The sequence below is a fragment of the Cobetia sp. cqz5-12 genome (assembly GCF_016495405.1).
Taxonomy (GTDB): domain Bacteria; phylum Pseudomonadota; class Gammaproteobacteria; order Pseudomonadales; family Halomonadaceae; genus Cobetia.
Genome location: NZ_CP044522.1, coordinates 2,403,839 through 2,424,520 on the forward strand (window position 1 = coordinate 2,403,839; position 20,682 = coordinate 2,424,520).

1 protein-coding gene is annotated in these 20,682 nt (G+C 60.1%); it reads right to left on the reverse strand.

The genetic code is table 11. The features are described from left to right. Positions 1 to 30: 30 nt before the first annotated feature. Positions 31 to 20,427 (reverse strand): VCBS domain-containing protein, encoded by a 20,397-nt coding sequence (locus F8A90_RS10130; protein ID WP_200016918.1) that lies wholly within the window; start codon positions 20,425 to 20,427, stop codon positions 31 to 33. Positions 20,428 to 20,682 lie beyond the last annotated feature (255 nt).

The window sequence follows — 20,682 nt, forward strand, 5'->3', positions numbered from 1 at the left end:
GCTCATTGCGGTTTATTCTGTTAACGATAATCAAGAATTTTCTGAATCATCACTCAACAACGCCATCAGATCGGCCAGCACGTCTGCATGGTCGTGACTGAACCCGTCACGTCCGGCCACCTTGAGCATCTCGGACAGTGGCACGGCACCAGATACGCTAGCCTGATCCTCACCGTTTTCGAGATCAGGTGTGCCTGTGACTTCAGTGCTCGGCTCTGCTTCGTCTTCCTGCTGCCCTTCTGCCGGCGGCTGCTCTTCACCGTCGTTGGCGAGGTTGCGGTAATACTCGAGACTCTCTTCCTCTTCCTGCTCAGGCGTCAGGTAGATGACGAAGGTGGTACTGGCCTCATTGCCGGATTCGTCGCGACCGATGACCTTGACGTCGACTCGCTCAACGCCCAAAGACAAGGCCAGCGCCCTATTGACACGGAAGTTGAGGGAATCACTGTCGAAAGCGACATAGTCGGGCAACGGCGACCCATCGGTTCTCGTCGCTTCAACCTTGATCTCTTCATTGTTGGTGCTTTCAAATGCGCCCGCCGGCAGCGCAAATTCATACACGGCTTCATTGGCCACGACATCACGCAGGATGATGGTCAACTGAACCGGCTGAATGCTCGGAATATCCACCAAGGTAGAATCGCTGAGCGGTTGGAAAAGCTCCTCGTCACCTTCCGGCAGGAAGCCTGCTCCACCTTCATCAGATCCAGCTGTTGCTCTGCCCGTCGGGTAACCATTACCGGAGGAGCCTTCGACTGGCGTCACCGGCACCACGGGTTCCGGAACGACGTTATCGCTGAGACCAGCCACCCGGATCGTCAACTCACCGGCTGCCGTGCCCCCTTCTCCATCACTGACCACGAAGCTGAAGTCATCCGTCACCTGCTGACCATCATCGAGGGATTGGATGGCATCACTGTCGTTGTCCAGCACATACTTCCAGGTGCCATCGACAGAGATGATCAATTGACCGTAGGTGCCCTGGATCACGGTATCGCTGCCAGCGACGGCCTGACCATTGATGCTCGCAATGAGCAGTGAATCGCCATCACCATCGATAGTCACCGGCTCGCCATCAGCATCGACCAGCAGGCTGCCCTCGGCAGTCGTCACTCCGTCCTCGGAGACGTCCGCGCTTTGATCCAATGCCAGCGGCGCAGGATTCTCTACCTCGAAGGTGAAGGTCGTGGTGACATCCAAGCCGTTCTCGTCGGTGCCGGTCAGCGTGACGGTATAGATACCGTCGTTATTGTCACCGCCGGTGGAGGCATCTGAGGACAGCGTGCCGCTGATCTCGCCGGTGATCGAGTCAATGACAAGACCGTCCGGCAGGTTGTCGACGCTGTAGGTCAGTACCGCCCCGTCGTCGACGTCGGTGAAGGCATCGGCAATGGTGAACGGTGTGATCGTGTCGCCGTCATTGGCACTCTGATCCGCCGGCTGTGCGTCATCGACCAGCACCGGCGCATCGTTGGTGCCGTTGATGGTGACGGTGAGCAGCGCCGTGTCGGTACCGCCCTGGCCATCGTCAATCTGGTAGGTGAAGGTATCGGTGAGCACTTCCCCGTCGGCGAGCGCCTGAACCGCTGCGTTGCTGTTATCCAGCGTGTAGGTGTAGCTGCCGTCCTCGGCAATGGTGACGCTGCCGTAGGTGCCGGTGACCGGCCTGCCTGCGGCGGTGTCAGTACCGGCATTGGCGCCAGCACCGATGCCGCTGACGACCAGCGCATCCGTGTCGTTGCCGCCATCGATATCGACGTCCCCATTGATGTCACCATCGCTGAGCACATTGCCGGTCGTAGTGCTGGTGTCGCTGGTGGCGATGCCCTCATCCAGCTCGGCGGTATTGTCGAAGGCTTCAGGCGCGACGTTGGCCACGAAGAAGTTCAATGTGACGTCAGCCGATTGGCCTTGCTCATCCGTGGCTGTCACGGTCACGGTGTAGCGACCGTCCGTCGGGGTGTTGCCTGACTGGGAGGCATCGTTGGCAATTGTGCCGCTGATGACACCCGTCACCGGATCAATGACCAGACCATCTGGCAGATTTTCGGCCGTATAGCTCAGCTGAGCGCCGCTATCGACGTCCTGGAAGGCATCCTGAAGGCTGATCGGTGCAATTTCTTCCCCGTCACTTCCCGTCTCTACCTGCGGAGCTCGAAGGGTCGCCCTTGGCGCATCATTGGTGCCGTTGATGGTGACGGTGAGCAGCGCCGTGTCGGTGCCGCCCTGGCCATCGGAGATCTCGTAGGTGAAGGTCTCGGTGATCACCTCGCCTTCGGCGAGCGCCTGAACTTCCGCATTGATGTTGTCCAGCGTGTAGGTGTAGCTGCCGTCTTCGGCGATGGTGACGCTGCCGTAGGTGCCGGTAACCGGCGTGCCTGCGGCGGTGTCAGTCCCGGCATTGGTGCCAGCACCGATGCCGCTGACGACCAGCGCATCCGTGTCGTTGCCGCCATCGATATCGACGTCCCCATTGATGTCACCATCGCTGAGCACATTGCCGGTCGTAGTGCTGGTGTCGCTGGTGGCGATGCCCTCATCCAGCTCGGCGGTATTGTCGAAGGCGTCAGGCGCGACGTTGGCCACGAAGAAGTTCAATGTGACGTCAGCCGATTGGCCTTGCTCATCCGTGGCTGTCACGGTCACGGTGTAGCGACCGTCCGTCGGGGTGTTGCCTGACTGGGAGGCATCGTTGGCAATTGTGCCGCTGATGACACCCGTCACCGGATCAATGACCAGACCATCTGGCAGATTTTCGGCCGTATAGCTCAGCTGAGCGCCGCTATCGACGTCCTGGAAGGCATCCTGAAGGCTGATCGGTGCAATTTCTTCCCCGTCACTTCCCGTCTCTACCTGCGGAGCTCGAAGGGTCGCCCTTGGCGCATCATTGGTGCCGTTGATGGTGACGGTGAGCAGCGCCGTGTCGGTGCCGCCCTGCCCATCGGAGATCTCGTAGGTGAAGGTCTCGGTGATCACCTCGCCTTCGGCGAGCGCCTGAACTTCCGCATTGATGTTGTCCAGCGTGTAGGTGTAGCTGCCGTCTTCGGCGATGGTGACGCTGCCGTAGGTGCCGGTAACCGGCGTGCCTGCGGCGATGTCAGTGTCGGCATTGGCGCCAGCACCGATGCCGCTGACGACCAGCGTATCCGTGTCGTTGCCGCCGTCGACATCGACGTCACCATTGGTATCGCCATCGCTCAGGACATTGCCGGTCGTAGTGCTGGTGTCGCTGATCGCGACGCCCTCTTCCAGCTCGGCAGTGTTGTCGAAGGCTTGCGGTGCAACGTTGGCCACGGTCCAGGTGAAGGTCGTGGTGACCCCAGCACCATTCTCATCGGTGCCGGTCAGCGTGACGGTGTAGATGCCGTCAGCGTTATCACCGCCGGCGGAGGCATCCGGGGACAGCGTGCCGCTGATCTCGCCGGTGGCCGGGTCGATTACCAGGCCATCCGGCAGGTTGTCAGCAGAGAAGCTCAGCTCTGCTCCGTTATCAATATCAGTGAAGGCATCCGCGACAGAGAATGGTGTGATCGGATCGCCATCATTACTGCTCTGATCGATCGGCTGCTCACCATCCACAAGCACCGGCGCATCGTTGCTGCCGTTGATGGTGATCTGGACGACCTGCTCGGCGGTCGCACCCTGGCTGTCGGTGACGACCACGGTGTAATCCAGCACCAGGCTTTCGCCGACGGCGAGGTGATCGAAGGCTTCGCCAGCGACACTGCTGCTGTCGAAGGTCCAGTTCAGCGTGCCGTCATTCTCGGTATTGGCGATGATCGCGTCAGCGTCGACGGAGAGCATGCCCAGCAGCTCGGCATTGCTCAGGCCGTCGGTGTCACCGGTGGCGGTCACGGCCGTGACGCTCGGCGTCACTTCGTCGGTGGTATCCAGATCGCTCACGGAGAGCGTGCCGGAGGTCGCAAGCGTGTCGTCGGTCTCGGTCAGCGACTCACTCGCACTGTCGTCGCCTTCAATGGCAATGACAGGCGCATCGTTGCTGCCATTGATGGTGATCTGGACGACCTGCTCGGCAGTGGCGCCCTGGCTGTCGGTGACGACCACGGTGTAATCCAGCACCAGGCTCTCGCCCACCGCCAGATGATCGAACGCCTCGCCTTCGACGCTGGAACTATCGAAGGTCCAGTTCAGCGTGCCGTCATTGCTGACGCCATCGATGATGGCATCGGCGTCGACACTCAGCATGCCCAGCAGCTCGGCATTGCTCAGATCATCGGTGTCACCAGTGGCGGTCACGGCCGTGACGCTCGGCGTGACTTCGTCGCTGGTATCCAGATCACTCACGGAGAGCGTGCCGGCGGTGGTCAGGGTGTCATCCGTCTCGGTCAGCGACTCGCTCGCACTGTCGTCGCCTTCAATGGCAATGACAGGCGCATCATTGGTGCCGTTGATGGTGATGCTGACGACCTGCTCGGCGGTCACACCCTGGCTGTCGGTGACAACCACGGTGTAATCCAGCACCAGACTCTCGCCGACGGCGAGGTGATCGAAGGCTTCGCCAGCGACGCTGCTGCTGTCGAAGGTCCAGTTCAGGGTGCCGTCGTTGCTGACGCCATCGATGATGGCATCGGCGTCGACGGAGAGCATGCCCAGCAGCTCGGCATTGCTCAGGCCGTCGGTGTCACCCGTCGCGGTCACGGCGGTGACGCTCGGCGTGACTTCGTCGGTGGTGTCCAGATCGCTCACGGAGAGCGTGCCGGCGGTGGTCAGGGTGTCATCCGTCTCGGTCAGCGTTTCGCTCGCGCTGTCATCGCCTTCAATGGCAATGACCGGCGCATCGTTGCTGCCGTTGATGGTGATCGAGACGACCTGCTCGGCGGTCGCACCCTGGCTGTCGGTGACGACCACGGTGTAATCCAGCACCAGGCTCTCGCCGACAGCGAGGTGATCGAAAGCTTCGCCAGCAACACTGCTGCTGTCGAAGGTCCAGTTCAGCGTGCCGTCGTTGCTGACGCCATCGATGATGGCATCGGCGTCGACGGATAGCATGCCCAGCAGCTCGGCATTGCTCAGGCCATCGGTGTCACCAGTTGCAGTCACGGCGGTGACGCTCGGCGTGACTTCGTCGCTGGTATCCAGATCGCTCACGGAGAGCGTGCCGGCGGTGGTCAGCGTGTCGTCGGTCTCGGTCAGCGACTCGGCGGCGCTGTCGTCACCTTCAATGGCAATGACAGGCGCATCATTGGTGCCGTTGATGGTGATGCTGACGACCTGCTCCGCGGTCACCCCCTGGCTGTCGGTGACGACCACGGTGTAATCAAGCACCAGGCTCTCGCCCACCGCGAGGTGATCGAAGGCTTCACCGGCGACGCTTGAGCTATCGAAGGTCCAGTTCAAGGTGCCGTCATTGTTGGCACCATCGATGATGGCATCGGCGTCGACGGAGAGCATGCCCAGCAGCTCGGCATTGCTCAGGCCGTCGGTGTCACCAGTTGCAGTCACGGCGGTGACGCTCGGCGTGACTTCGTCGGTGGTATCCAGATCACTCACGGAGAGCGTGCCGGCGGTGGTCAGCGGCGCGTCGGTTTCTGTAAGTGACTCGGCAGCGCTGTCGTCACCTTCAATGGCAATGACCGGAGCATCGTTGCTACCATTGATGGTGATCGAGACGACCTGCTCGGCAGTGGCGCCCTGGCTGTCGGTGACGACCACGGTGTAATCCAGCACCAGGCTTTCGCCGACAGCGAGGTGATCGAAGGCTTCACCTTCGACGCTTGAGCTGTCGAACGTCCAGTTCAGGGTGCCGTCGTTGTTGGCACCATCGATGATGGCGTCAGCATCGACGGAGAGCATGCCCAGCAGCTGATCGTTGCTCAAGCCATCAGTGTCACCGGTGGCGGTCACGGCCGTGACGCTCGGCATGACTTCGTCGGTGGTATCCAGATCACTCACGGAGAGCGTACCGGAGGTGGTCAGGGTGGCGTCTGTCTCGGTCAGTGTTTCCGCCGCACTGTCGTCGCCTTCAATGGCAATGACAGGCGCATCGTTGGTGCCACTGATGGTGATCGAGACAACCTGCTCGGCGGTCACACCCTGTCTGTCGGTGACAACCACGGTGTAATCCAGCACCAGACTCTCGCCGACGGCGAGGTGATCGAAGGCTTCGCCAGCGACACTGCTGCTGTCGAAAGTCCAGTTCAGGGTGCCGTCGTTGCTGACGCCATCGATGATGGCATCGGCGTCGACGGAGAGCATGCTCAGCAGCTCGGCATTGCTCAGGCCATCGGTGTCACCCGTCGCGGTCACGGCGGTGACGCTCGGCGTGACTTCGTCAGTGGTGTCCAGATCACTCACGGAGAGCGTCCCGGCGGTGGTCAGGGTGTCATCCGTCTCGGTCAGCGACTCGCTCGCACTGTCGTCGCCTTCAATGGCAATGACAGGCGCATCGTTGCTGCCGTTGATGGTGATCGAGACAACCTGCTCGGCGGTCACACCCTGGCTGTCGGTGACGACCACGGTGTAATCCAGCACCAGGCTTTCGCCAACGGCGAGGTGATCGAACGCCTCGCCAGCGACGCTTGAGCTGTCGAAGGTCCAGTTCAGGGTGCCGTCGTTGCTGACGCCATCGATGATGGCATCGGCGTCGACGGAGAGCATGCTCAGCAGCTCGGCATTGCTCAGGCCATCGGTGTCACCCGTCGCGGTCACGGCGGTGACGCTCGGCGTGACTTCGTCGGTGGTATCCAGATCGCTCACGGAGAGCGTACCGGCGGTGGTCAGGGTGTCATCCGTCTCGGTCAGCGACTCGCTCGCACTGTCATCGCCTTCGAGGGCAATGACAGGCGCATCGTTGCTGCCATTGATGGTGATCGAGACGACCTGCTCGGCGGTCGCACCCTGGCTGTCGGTGACGACCACGGTGTAATCCAGCACCAGGCTCTCGCCCACTGCGAGGTGATCGAACGCCTCGCCTTCGACGCTGGAACTATCGAAGGTCCAGTTCAGCGTGCCGTCGTTGCTGACGCCATCGATGATGGCATCGGCGTCGACGGAGAGCATGCTCAGCAGCTCGGCATTGCTCAGATCATCGGTGTCACCAGTGGCGGTCACGGCCGTGACGCTCGGCGTGACTTCGTCGCTGGTATCCAGATCACTCACGGAGAGCGTGCCGGAGGTCGCAAGCGTGTCGTCGGTCTCGGTCAGCGACTCGGCGGCGCTGTCGTCACCTTCAATGGCAATGACAGGCACATCATTGGTGCCGTTGATGGTGATCTGGACGACCTGCTCGGCGGTCGCGCCCTGGCTGTCGGTGACGACCACGGTGTAATCCAGCACCAGGCTCTCGCCCACTGCGAGGTGATCGAAGGCTTCACCGGCGACGCTTGAGCTATCGAAGGTCCAGTTCAGGGTGCCGTCATTGGCTTCGCCATTGATGATGGCGTCAGCATCGACGGAGAGCATGCCTAGCAACTGATCGTTGGTCAGGCCATCGACATCGCCGTCGGCGGTCACCGCAGTGACGCTCGGCGTCACTTCGTCGGTGGTATCGACATCACTGACCGACAAGGTTCCGGCGGCACTCAGGGTTGCATCTGTTTCGGTCAGAATCGCGGCCGCGCTATCGTCGCCATCAATGTCGATGACAGGCGCATCATTGGTGCTGTTGATGGTGATGGTGAGCAATGCCGTATCGAAACCACCCTGGCCATCGGAGATCTGATAGGTAAAGGTCTCGTTTAGGCTTTCCCCGACGGCCAGTGCCTGAACGTCAGGATTGGTGTTGTCCAAGGTGTAGGTGTAGCTGCCATCTTCCGCGACGGTGATGCTGCCATAGGTACCGGTCACGTCAGTATCGACCGCACTTGCCGTACCGGCGTTGGTGCCAGCACCGATACCACTGACGATCAGTGCATCGCTGTCATTGCCGCCATCGGTGTCGGCATCCGGTTGCGCATCATCGAGGACATTGCCTGTGGCAGTGCTGGTATCGCCGGTGGCGATACCTTCTTCGAGATCCGCCACGTTGTCGAAGGCCTCGGGCGCGACGTTGGCTACTGTCCAGGTAAATGATGTGGTAACAGTGGCGCCATTCTCATCGGTCGCTGTCAGGATGACGGTGTAGGTGCCGTCATCGTTGTCACCGCCGATGGAGGCATCCGTCGACAAGGTGCCACTGATTTCACCGCTGGTCGGATCAATCTCGATCCCGTCCGGCAGGTTGTCAGCCGAGAAACTCAGCACGGTATCATTGTCGATGTCCGTGAAGGCATCCGCGACGCTGAACGGCGTGATGGGGTCGCCATCATTATCGGCCTGATCAGCGGGCTGCGCGTCAGCAACCAGTACCGGTGCATCATTGGTGCCGGTGATGGTGATGGTCACCACCTGCTCCGCCGTCGCTCCCTGGCTGTCAGTCACCTGCACTGTGTAATCCAGCACCAGCGTCTCATCCAGCGCAAGATGATCAAACGCTTCCGGCAGATTCGCGCTGTCGAATGCCCAGTTGAGGGTGCCGTCATTCTCGGTGTTGGCGATGATCGCGTCGGCATCCACACTCAGCATGCTCAGCAGCTCAGCATTGCTCAGGCCGTCGGTGTCGCCATCAGCAGCGACAGCCGTGACGCTCGGGGTGACGTCGTCGGTGGTGTCGAGATCACTGACGGACAGGGTGCCGTCGGCGGAGAGCGGTGCGTTGGTCTCGAACAGGTCGGCGCTGGCACTGTCGTCGCCTTCAACGGCAATGACTGGTGCATCATTGGTGCCGTTGATGTTGATCGAAACGACCTGCTCGGCGCTCGCGCCCTGGCTGTCGGTGACGACCACGGTGTAGTCGAGCACCAGACTTTCGCCGACGGCGAGGTGGTCAAACGCTTCACCGGCGACACTGTTACTGTCGAAGCTCCAGTTCAGCGTGCCGTCATTGGCTTCGCCATCGATGATCGCGTCAGCATCGACGGAGAGCATGCCCAGCAGCTCGGCATTGCTCAGGCCGTCGGTGTCGCCGGTAGCTGTCACGGAATCAATACTGGACGTGACGATATCCGAGGTATCGAGATCACTGACGGACAGCGTGCCAGAAGTGGCAAGCGTGTCGTCAGTCTCGGTCAGCGCTTCGGCCGCGCTGTCATCGCCTTCAATCGCGATGAGCGGGGCATCATTGCTGCCATTGATGGTGATGGTAAGCAGTGCGGTGTCCGTGCCGCCCTGTCCATCCGAGATCTGGTAGGTGAAGGTTTCGCTGAGCACCTCGCCCTCTGCCAATGCCTGGACATCTTCGTGGGCATTGTTCAGGGCATAGGTATAGGTGCCGTCTTCATTGATGATGACAGCGCCATAATTGCCCTCGACATCGCTGCCGGCGGCAGTGAAGGCGCTCGGGACCGCCCCGAAGGCCAGGCCACTGACGACAAGCGCATCCGAGTCGTTGCCGCCATCACTGTCTGCCTGGTCATTGACACCGGCACCCGCAGCGGCAAGGACATTGCCACTGACGTCACTGCTGTCGCCGGCATCAAGCCCTTCCGTCACGAACGCAGCATCGTTCTCGGCTTGCGGGGCGACGTTGGCCACGCTCCAGGTGAAGGTCGTCGTGACCTCGGCACCGTTTTCATCCGTGGCCGTCAGCGTGACGGTATAGACACCGTCGTCTCCGCCGATGGAGGCATCCGGTGACAGGGTGCCGCTGATCTCGCCGGTGTCGGCATCGATCACCAGGCCCGGGGGCAGATTGTCAGCGGCAAAGCTCAATACTGCCTCGTTGTCGACGTCAGCGAAGGCATCCGCGACGCTGAACGGCGTGATCGCATGGCCGTCATTGTCAGACTGATCTTGCGGCTGAGCGCCTGCGACCAACACCGGCGCATCATTGGTGCCGGTAATGGTCAGCATGACGTCCTGAGTGTCGGTACCGCCGTTGCCATCCGCGACATCGACCTGATACGTCAGGGTCAGCACTTCCCCCTGCTCGAGATGATCAAAGGCTTCGGGAAGCGCGCTGCTGTCGAAGCCCCAATTCAGGGTACCGTCGTTGGCAGTGCCGTCGATGATTGCGCCACCATCCACGCTGAACATCGCAAGCAGTGCGGCATCCGACAAGCCATTGACGTCCCCGTCTGCGACCACCGCCTCGACCGTGGGCGTCACGCTGTCGGAGGTATCGACATCGGTGACCGTCAGGGTGCCAGCCGCGGTCAAGCCGCTATCCGACTCTGAAAGCGCGGCGCTGATGCTGTCACCAGTCGCAATCGTGATGGCCGGCGCATCGTTGGTCCCGTTGATGGTGATGGTCAGCTCGGCGGTATCCGAGCCTCCCTGGCCATCGGAAATCGCGTAGGTGAAGGTCTCGGTGACACTTTCCCCCACTGCCAGGGCCTGAACATCCGGATTGGTGTTGTCGAGGGTATAGTCGTAATCGCCGGCACTATCGAGTGAGAGGCTGCCGTAGGTGCCCGAGGCAGTCGTTGCCGCGTCCACCACGGTCTGACCCGCCCCGACACCGCTGACACTCAGGGTATCGGTATCATTTCCCCCGTCCGCATCGACACTGGCATCCAGCGCCGCGTCAGTCAGGACATTGCCGCCTGTCGCACTGGTACTGGTGGTATCGAGCCCTTCCGACACGCTCGCGATGTTGTCCTGCGCCACCGGTGCCACGTTGTCGATATTCCACACGAAAGTGCTGGTGACGGTCGCGTTCTGTTCATCGGTCGCCGTGACGGTCACGGAATGCGCGCCGTCGGTGCCGCCCTGGGAGGCATCGCTGGTCAGCGTTCCGCTGATCACGCCCGTATCCGGATCAATGGTCAGGCCGTCCGGCAGGTTCGCTGCGCTATAGGTCAGCACGGCATCGCCATCGACATCCGCGAAGGCGGTGGAGACATCCACCGGCGTCACTTCATCGCCATCCGCATCGTTCTGCTCGACGGGTTGAGCGTTGTCCACCAATACCGGGGCATCATTGGTGCCGTTGATGGTGAGTGTCAGCAGAGCAGTCGCAACGCCACCCTGGCCATCGGAAATCTCGTAGGTGAAGGTCTCGACCAGACTGTCGCCGATATCCAGCGCCTGAACCGCTGCGTTGCTGTTGTCCAGCGTATAGGTGTAGCTGCCGTCCGCTTCGATCACGACGGCGCCATAGGTGCCGGACACCTCGGTATCAGCTGCAGACCCCGTGGCGACGTTCTCGCCGAAACCGACACCGCTGACCACGATGTCATCGTTGTCGTTGCCGCCATCACTGTCCGTGCCGGCGTCGTTGATCACGTTCCCCTGAGCCTGGCTGACACTGGTGTCTGCCACGCCTTCGTCGAGAGAATCGCTGTTGTCCTCTGCCACCGGCACCACGTTGGCCACGGTCCAGGTGAAGGATGTGGTGATCACCCCACCGTTGCCATCGTCCGCGGTGAGCACGACGGTATGCACCCCATCAGTGCCGCCCTGAGAGGCATCGCTGCTCAAGGTGCCGCTGATGACACCCGTCTGCGGGTCCAGACTCAGGCCGTCCGGCAACTGTGCAGCGCTGTAAGTGAGTTCGGCACCGTTATCGACATCCTCGAACAGGCTGGCCACCGAGAACTCGGTGATCGCCTCGCCATCTTCATGGGTCTGATCGCCCTGGGTCGCGACGACGATCGGCGCGTCATTGGTGCCAGTCACGGTGATGGTCAGGGTGCTGCTGGATTCTGCACCGTTATCATCCTGCACCGTGTAGGCGATGGTGGTGGTGGCGCTCTCACCGACGGCCAGAGTGTCGAAATCGGACCCCGGCGCGAAGGTATAGCTGCCATCCTCGGCGATGGTGATGCTGCCGCCCCCGGTCATGTCGACTGCGGCATCCACCCCGGCGGCGGTGCCCGCGACCTGACTGACGACGCTTGTGGAGCCTGTGTCGATATCGGTGTCATTGCTGAGCACACCCTCGACGGCGTCCACCACCAGGTTGGCATTTTCGGCCGTGGTGACGGTGTCCGCTTCGGCCACCGGCGCATCGTTCACTCCGGTGAGAGTGATAGTGACCGTCGTGGTGGTCACGCCATCGGCATTGGTGACCGTGAAGGTATCGGTCAGCTCAACGCCCTGGTTGAGCTGCTGCACGGCATCTTGCGCATTGTCTGCGCTATAGGCCCAATTGCCGTCGGTATCGACCGCAAGCTCACCATACTCCCCTGTGAGAGTACCGGCGGTGAACTTGTCTTCGCCTGCATCACCGCCGGTACCTGCTGCCAGAGTGCCGGCAGCCACGAGGTCGCCCTCACCATTGACCGCAATGTCTTCCGTGACGTCGCCGGCAGCCGGCGTCAGAGTCGGCACATCGTCAACGCCATTGATAGTCACGCTGACCGTGGCGGTGGAGACACCGCCCAGGCCATCGCTGACCTGATACGTCAGGGTGGTGACAGCGCTTTCGCCGTCCTTCAGCGCTTCGAAATCGCCGCTGGGATCGAAGCTCCAGCTGCCGTCAGCATTCAGGGTGAAATCGCCACCCTCACTGCCGGTAACCGGCTGACCGACATTCGCACCACTGCCATTGACCTGACTGACGACAAGCGCAGAGTCAGCGTCTACATCAACGTCATTGCCCAGCACGTTGGTCGTGTCATTCGTGGCCAGCGCAGTGTCTTCATCGGTGGTTGATGCATCATCGGCCGCGACCGGAGCATCGTTGGTGCCATTGATGGTGATCGTCAGCAGCGCTGTATCGGTGCCACCCTGGCCATCGGACACCTCGTAGGTGAAGGTGTCCGTGAGACTGTCGCCGACATCCAGCGCCTGGATGACGGGATCGGTGTTATCGAGCGTATAGGTGTAGCGGCCATCCTCGGCAATGGTCACGCTGCCGTAGCTACCTGCAACCGGCGTACCGGCCGCTTCGTCCGTGCCCTGATTAGCGCCCGCCCCGACACCGCTGACGACGATGGCATCGTTGTCATTGCCCCCATCGCTGTCGGTACCTGCATCAGAAATGACATTGCCGTCGGCCGTGCTGACGGAATCAGTGGCAAGTCCTTCAGAGATAGCGTTGCTGTTGTCCTGCGCGACGGGATCCACATTGGCCACGGTCCACGTGAATGTCGTGGTCACGGGCGCATTGTTCTCATCCGTCGCCGTCAGCGTGACAGTGTGAACGCCCCCGCTACCGCCCTGGGAGGCATCACTGGTCAGCGTGCCGCTGATCACGCCGGTATCCGGGTCGATGCTCAGCCCGTCCGGCAGTTCGGTTGCCGAATAGGTCAGCACCGCGCCGTCATCGGCATCCGCGAACAGATCCACCACATCAAAGGGCGTGATGGCCTGACCATCGACGCTCTCTTGAGCAGCCTGGGTCTCCACCACGGCCGGCACATCATTGGTGCCGGTCACGGTAATCGTCAGCGTATTGCTCGACTCGGCGCCATTGTCATCAATGACCGTATAGGCAACGGTGGTCGTGGCAGTCGCACCCTCGGCGAGATAATCGAAGTCAGTCCCCGGCGCGAAGACATAGCTGCCATCCGCGGCAATGGTGACAGTACCGCCCCCTGCCATGGCGACCGCTGCCCCAACGCCTGAGGTATCACCGGCCACCTGACTGACGGTGCCGGTGGAGCCGGTATCGATATCCGTGTCATTGGCCAGTACGCCATCTTCAGCCGCGACGCTCAGCTCGAGATTTTCCGCAGTCTCGCCAGTATCGGCGACAGCGACCGGTGCATCATTGACACCGGTGATGGTGATGCTGACGGTGGTCTGAGTGACACCATCCGCATTGGTGACGGTCAGGGTATCCGTCAGCGTGGCGCCCTGATTGAGCTGCTGAATGACATCCTGGGTATTGTCGGCACTGTAGGACCAGTTGCCATCGGCATCGACCACCAGCGCTCCATAGGAGCCCGATACTGTCTCAGGCGTGAACTTGTCTTCCCCGTTGTCACCGCCCGTGCCCGCATCAAGCGTACCGCTGGTGGTCAGGTTGTCGGAGGTGACATCGGTATCTTCAGTGACATTGCCGGTGTCCGGGGTCAGCGTCGGGGTGTCATCGACACCATTGACGGTCACACTGACGGTGGCGGTCGAGACGCCGCCCTCGCCATCGCTGACCTGATAGGTAATGGTGGTGACAGCACTCTCGCCATCGGTGAGGCCGTCGAAATCAGCGCCCGGATCAAAGCTCCAGGTGCCATCGGCATTGACCGTGAAGGAGCCGCCCTCGCTGCCCGAGACCGCGCTGCCTACCCCACCAGAATTGCCATTCACCTGGGTGATGGTGAAGTCATCAGTAGGGGTATCCAGATCCGTATCGTTGTCGAACAGATTGGGGGTATCAGCGGTGCTCAGCGCCACGCCTTCGTCGGTAGCATCGGCATCATCATTCGCCACAGGGCCGTCATTGGTATCCACGACTTGCAGATAGCCGGTCAGGACATTGCTATCCAGCCCGGCACCATCGATTTCGGCCAGACCGTCGTTGTTGCCGTCATTGACGACTATGGTGTAGGCACGCGTATCGGTGTCCGGGTCATCGCTGGTGTTCTGATAAGTCAGCGAGTCAATCAGCGCCGAGACCTGGGCCGCCGTTGCTCCGGAGTCAAGCGTCACCGTCAGAGTGCCATCAGCAAGAGAAGCACCGGCGAAGCCCGCCAGAGAGTCATCGACGGCAAACACATCGGCAGCCGTCGCGGCATCGATGGAAACCGTGATGGTGCCACCACCGAAGTTGTCACCGACCAGTGCAGTATCGACATCGGAGAGCGAGGCCCCGGCTACCAGCGACACTTCGTTGGTTCCGGTGCCTTCACCGCCAGCCTCGACAGCTGAAATGGGGAAGGCTTGCGCCGCCGTGCCACCGGAGAGTACCGGTGCATCATTGATCGCATTGACCGTCGTGTTGAGGGTGTCGGCATCGGTTACGCTTGACCAGATACCCGTCTCGTCGAAGGTGGAAACATCCACGCTGGAGCCAGACGTCACGGCACCGCTACTGTCGTCGGCCACGACGTAGGTCAGGCCTGTCGGGTCGCCATTGAAATCTTCAGCCGGCAGGAAGCGCACAGAGTCAGTCGCCGACAGCACCAGCGCATTGCTGGCGCTGACATCAGCCGGGACATCGGTCCAGCTAGCACCGGCATCGGTGGAGTACTGCCAGGTCCCTTCGCTATCGTCAGCAGGATTGGAGGTGATGGCGATACCCGCCAGCGCATTGGCAGAGCTGCCACCCGACACAGCCTCCTGGGTCTGATCATCGGCGGAGGCGTCATCGAAGTTGTCGCCGACCAGATCAGCGATGGTGGCGCCTGCCGGATCAGTGTCGTCTTCATTGATGGCCGCGAGAATCACACTGTCATCAGGTGTCGCCGGGGCATCATTGACGGCAGTGATGCTGGTATTGATGGCAATGGTGCGGCTTGACCAGACGCCAGTCGCCAGATCGCGGTCACCATTGGCAGTTTGATTCAGATTACGAAGATCATCGGCATCGGTACTGGCAACCAGTGCTGCGCTGTCATCACCCAAACGTACGGTCAGAGCACCAGGCTCACCATTGAAATCGTCGGCAGGCACAAAGCGAATGTCGGCATCAGCAGGCAGAATGAGGGCATTATTGTTACGCAGATTGCCGGGAATCTGCTCCCAGGTGCTACCACCGTCAGTGCTGTACTCCCACTCCCCTTGCGCGTCGGTAGACGTATTCCCGACGATGGCAACATAGGTGAGATCAGTCTCGGTGGTGGCAGCGGTATTGCCATTCTCATCGGTCTGATCATCGGTGGTGTCATCGTACTGATCGACCAGCAGCGTATAGAGATCCGTGCCGGCGATATCCACTGCCGCGGTGTCTTCCGCAATGGCAACGATGGATTCATCGGCGCCATCGGCCACTGGGCGATCATTGACCGGCGTCACCGCGAGAGTGATATCACGGGTCGCTATCTGTGCACCGCCCTGGCCGGTATTGCCGGCATCATTGAACACGATGTTGAGGGTAACTTGACCGTAATAATCATCAGCAGGTTTATAGACCTCTGTATCCAGGACAGTCTGCAGCTCAGCAACAGTACCAGTGAAGGTTATGGTTTCAGAGCCATTGCTGAAGGTGCCACGATCCGGGATGTCTGGGGCAACCACGGTCAGCGTCAGCGTCAGGTTGTCGGCACCGAAATCATCGGCATCAGCAAGAGTCACGCCGAGCTCTGACAGGGTGAGACTGCCATCCTCATCAACTTCAGGGGCGTTATTTCCTACCGTAATAGTGGGCGTATCATTGGTGCCAGAAACATTGACCGTTATGGCGGTGGAGACAAGGAAGGCATTGGCTAGAGCCAAGTTGCCATTACCATCATCACTGAACTCGACATCAAGTATCACTGACGTATCTGCGTTCACTTCAGCGGCAGTCAATACGAGGTCATCAAGCGCGGCATTGATTTCGCTGAGTGTGCCCGTCAGGGTCACTTCACTGGTACCGTTGCCAGTGACTCCGGCAGCATCCATATTCAAGGTGCCGCCGGTTTCACCCGTGGCGCCTCCCCGCACAGTCACTGTGACGGTCTGGCTATCAGTGAAGACTTCTTGGCCGACATCATTTATGTCTGCGACGGAAAGGCCAGTGATGGTCAAGGGCTGACCATCATCCATCGTCTGCACCGGTGTGGTGGAGGTCAGTACCGGCTCATCATTGACCGCTGTGACAGTGATGTCAGTAGTTTTTGAGCCGGTTTCAGCAGTCCCTGAGCCATGGAGCTCTGAATCTGTCGCAGTGACTGTCAGCGCTACCGTGCCATTGTCATTGGTCGCCGGCCGGTATTGCACCTTGGCGAGTGCTGTATTGACGTCATCCAGTGTGCCAGTGACAGTGATGGTGCCTGAATTGTTGCCACTGACTGTAGCATCCCCAGCATTGGCAGCCGTGATCCGGACACTTCCCTCGGCCACCGACACTTCGACAGTCATCTCTTCATCGAAACTATCGGGGTCAGCGACAGAAATACCTGAAAGCGTGTTCCAGTTGGAGTCCTCGACAACGGTCAGCTCGCCAGGGGCAGGTAGCGTCACGACTGGGGCATCGTTCTCGGTTGATGCGAGCAGTTCAATGCTCTCGGTGACAGTGTTGTTCTCGTCACTGATTGCATCGCCCCCTTCATTTCCTTCGCCACCATTTGCGGTAGTCGAGGACAGGCGATCGTCGACCGTGGCCACAAGATTGAGCCGTGTATTCAAGTCATTATTGACGACAGCAGTCAGCGTGGTGAGTGCTTCTTGAACCGCTGACACCTCACCAGTCAGCACAAGCCGAGTATCAAGACCAGACACACCCTGCGTCAGGTCAACACCCACAATACTGGTGATATCAACTGCAAGCGCACCATCACCACCGACTCCACCGTCCAACTGGTTACCATCAGCATCATTGAGCACCAAGGTGATGCTGATCTGATCCTCTTCATCAGGCGCATCGATATTGCCATCGTCAATATCGACATCGGCAATCGTGAAGGCATTCCCCAGAGTCAAGGGAACACTGGTGACAAGGTTCGGATCAGGCTGCAGAGCTGTCAGCGTGGGAGCATCATTCAGCGGGGTAATATCAATACTGAACGTTGCAACGTCGGTCGTCAGCGGGCCATCACTGACAGTGAAGGTGAATTCGTCGCTATGGCCTTCTCCACCATCATGCTCATAGGACAGTGCCCCACTGTCGATATCAGCCTGCGTGAAGGAGCTACCGACGCGCAGAACCTTGCCATTCACCGTCAGGGTGCCGTTCTCCGGAAGGCTCGTGATCACGAAAGTCGACTGACGCGTGGTGTTGTCGCTGTCCACGGCCTGCAGCAGGCTATTGTCGATGACTGCCGTTTCCCCTTCCCCAAGCGTCAGCACATCGTTGGCGGAAGTGGACGACTGATCCAGGGCATCAATGACCGTCTGATTCGCAGCATCGGAGGTCAGCGGGATCAGAGGGGCATCATTGAAGGGCGTGACTTCGATAGTCACGTTGCCGACATTGGAAACGACACTGGTATCGTTTCCATTGTCTATCGGAGTAGAAGCATCCGTCGCGAAGGGATCAGACGGCGCCGTCAGATCATCACGCACGATGAAAGTGAAGCTATCGTTCAGGGAGTCGACACTTTCACCACCGTCGTGAACGTAGCGCAATCCCCCCGTCTGACCATCCGCCTGCGCGGTCAGAATCGCCTGGGAGTACCAGACATCGGTGGAGGCTGCCTCCCAGCTGTCGCCATCCCAGACTTCGAGTGAGCCACCGCTAAGCTCGGTGCTGGTGATCTGGAACCAGAGGTCATCACTTTCCCCCTCGCCGTCCAGATTCTCCAGACTGCCATCCACATCCGACATCACCAGATTGGTGATTCGAACGATGCCATCGGTCGTGTCGGTCTTCTCGAGCAGACCGACACTGGAATTACCTGCGACAGGAGCATCATTGACGGGTGTTGCGTCGATGGTGAAGACATCGGTAATGGGGTCGAGCGTGTCGGGGTCCTTGTCGATGTCCGTCGGCAGGATGGTAAACGTGAAGCTGGACTCATGATCTTCGCTGCCATCGTGCAGGAAGGTGACCAGCCCATTATCGATATCTTCCTGGGTGAAGCTGCCGAAGTCGGAAATCGCCTGACCATCCAGGAATAGCGTCCCGTTGGTCGGTATGTTCGTCACGGTATAGACGATCTGGGTCGCAGGCAGCACGTAACCGTCCAGCTCGGCGCCATATTTGAGCATATCGTCTGTGATGACCACCGCGGTGGAAGCAGGATCGGCCGTACTTTCGCTCACGATGACGCCGGTATTGTTCACCTTCTCGGCGTAGATGGTTTCCTGTTGCTGCTCCCCGGGGCCGCCGGCCACATTGTCAATCAGGAAATTCAGCGTACCGACGGTCGGTGAATCCGCGCCGCCCCAGGTCCCTGCGTCGCCTGCCTCTTCAAATGCCTTGAATTCGGAATCCACCAACGTGAAGGTGAAGTCGTCCGCCGTGCCACCAGTACCATCCACGAGGGTCTGTTGATAACGGACCTCGCCCGCCGTGACCTGCGCCTGCGAGAAGGTGCCACCCACCGGCAGCTTGACCCAGTCAGACCCATTGAGAATCTGGATCTCACCAAAGCTCGGCAAGGTGTCGATCTTGTAGCTCAGCTGATCATCGGTGCTGTCAGGGTCTAGCGCGTTCAGGGCAGATGCATCAATCAGCACCGCCCCATCAGTAGCGTCCAGCACATCGGTAGTGGGCGTCAGCGTCGGGTCATCATCATTCTCGAGAATGCTGATCTCGACGGTACGCTCACTGGAAAGCTCATTCCCCGCCCCTTCACCGCCACCTGCGTCAGTCACCTTGATGGTGAAACTGGGCAAGTCATCGACAATCGGCTCGTCCCCATCATGGGCGAAGGACAGGTACTCGAGCTTGTCTGCAGTGAAACTGGCAGCCGCATCCGACGTGTCCGAGATGATCTCATCAGCATCTGCGATACCGTCCTGGTTGAGATCCAGATAGAGGGTGCCACGCTCCGAGAGATTGCCCAGATCGGTGATTTCCACCGTTGCATTGGCCGCCGCATCGGCATGCCCGGATTCTTCATCGGTGTAGCTCAGGCCCAGCGAGGTATTTTCGCCCTCGAACTGCTGGGGGTCGCCCGTGACGGTCGGCGCGGCGTTGTCAGGAATCAGCTCGATATTGAGGGTATTGGAGGCCTCACCACCCGCGCCATCCACCACTGTGATGGCGAAGCTATCACTGTCGCCCACGGCCACATCACTGCCGCCATGGGTATAGACCAGCTTGCTGAGCTGGTCTGCATCGAAACTTGAGCCAATTGCCACCGGAGATCCATTGAACGTCAGCGACCCGCCCGTGGGCAGGCTGTCGATCTCGATGATCAGTTGGTCAGTATCCTGCTCGCCGCTGACAATATCCGGATCACTCAGCCCCAGGGCCTCGATGGAGAAGGTGAAACTCCCCGCCTCGGTGACCGTCGCGCCGCTGTCCCCGAATACCGGGTCATCGTTGACTGGTGTCAGAGTGGCGACGAAATCGAGGCTGCCTCGGTCAGTATCCACCACTCCGTCCGTGGTTTCGGTGAGGCTCAGGCTCAAGGTGATATCGGCGGTGTAATCATCTCCCGGAGTGACCACGAGTCCAGCGAGCTGATCGGTGATCTGCTGGGCCGTGCCGGTCAGGGTCGCGCTGCTGCCGCCGCTACTGAACTCCGCTCCTGCATCGGCGGCTGCCTGATCCAGCTGCAAGGTCAGCGAGTACTCGTCCGTGGTGTTGCCCTCATCATCCACGTTGCCACTGTCCGTGACACTCAGGCTCGAGAGCGAGAATTGCGTATCTTCGGTACCCGACAGCGAAGCACCAGTATCGGTGGCCGACACCTTGTCGCCATTGCTATCGGCGCCCTCGGCAATGGTCACGGCAGCAGCGGCATCCAACAGCAGACGGGGCTCAAGAGCCTGGAGATCGAGTTCGCGCATGGATGGGCACCATTGTAAATTTGTGAAATTATAAGTTACACAAAGATACGTTATGCCTTGCGTCGAATGGAACGTAACAAAAATTCACGTTCCTTCCACGCTTGAGAATTCGATCCAATGAAACAGTCAAAATTCAGGATCTTGGATCAAGAGGTACTCGCAGATCAGTCCCGTGGTGACTGTACCAACATGAAAAAGAGACTAAGCGCATCGCACTTAGCCTCTCTCTAAAAACTATACAGGTCATCTTTTGGA

Coding starts and splice junctions, on each gene's coding strand:
- F8A90_RS10130 (WP_200016918.1), bottom strand. CDS start 20,427: ATGCGCGAACTCGATCTCCAGGCTCTTGAGCCCCGTCTGCTGTTGGAT.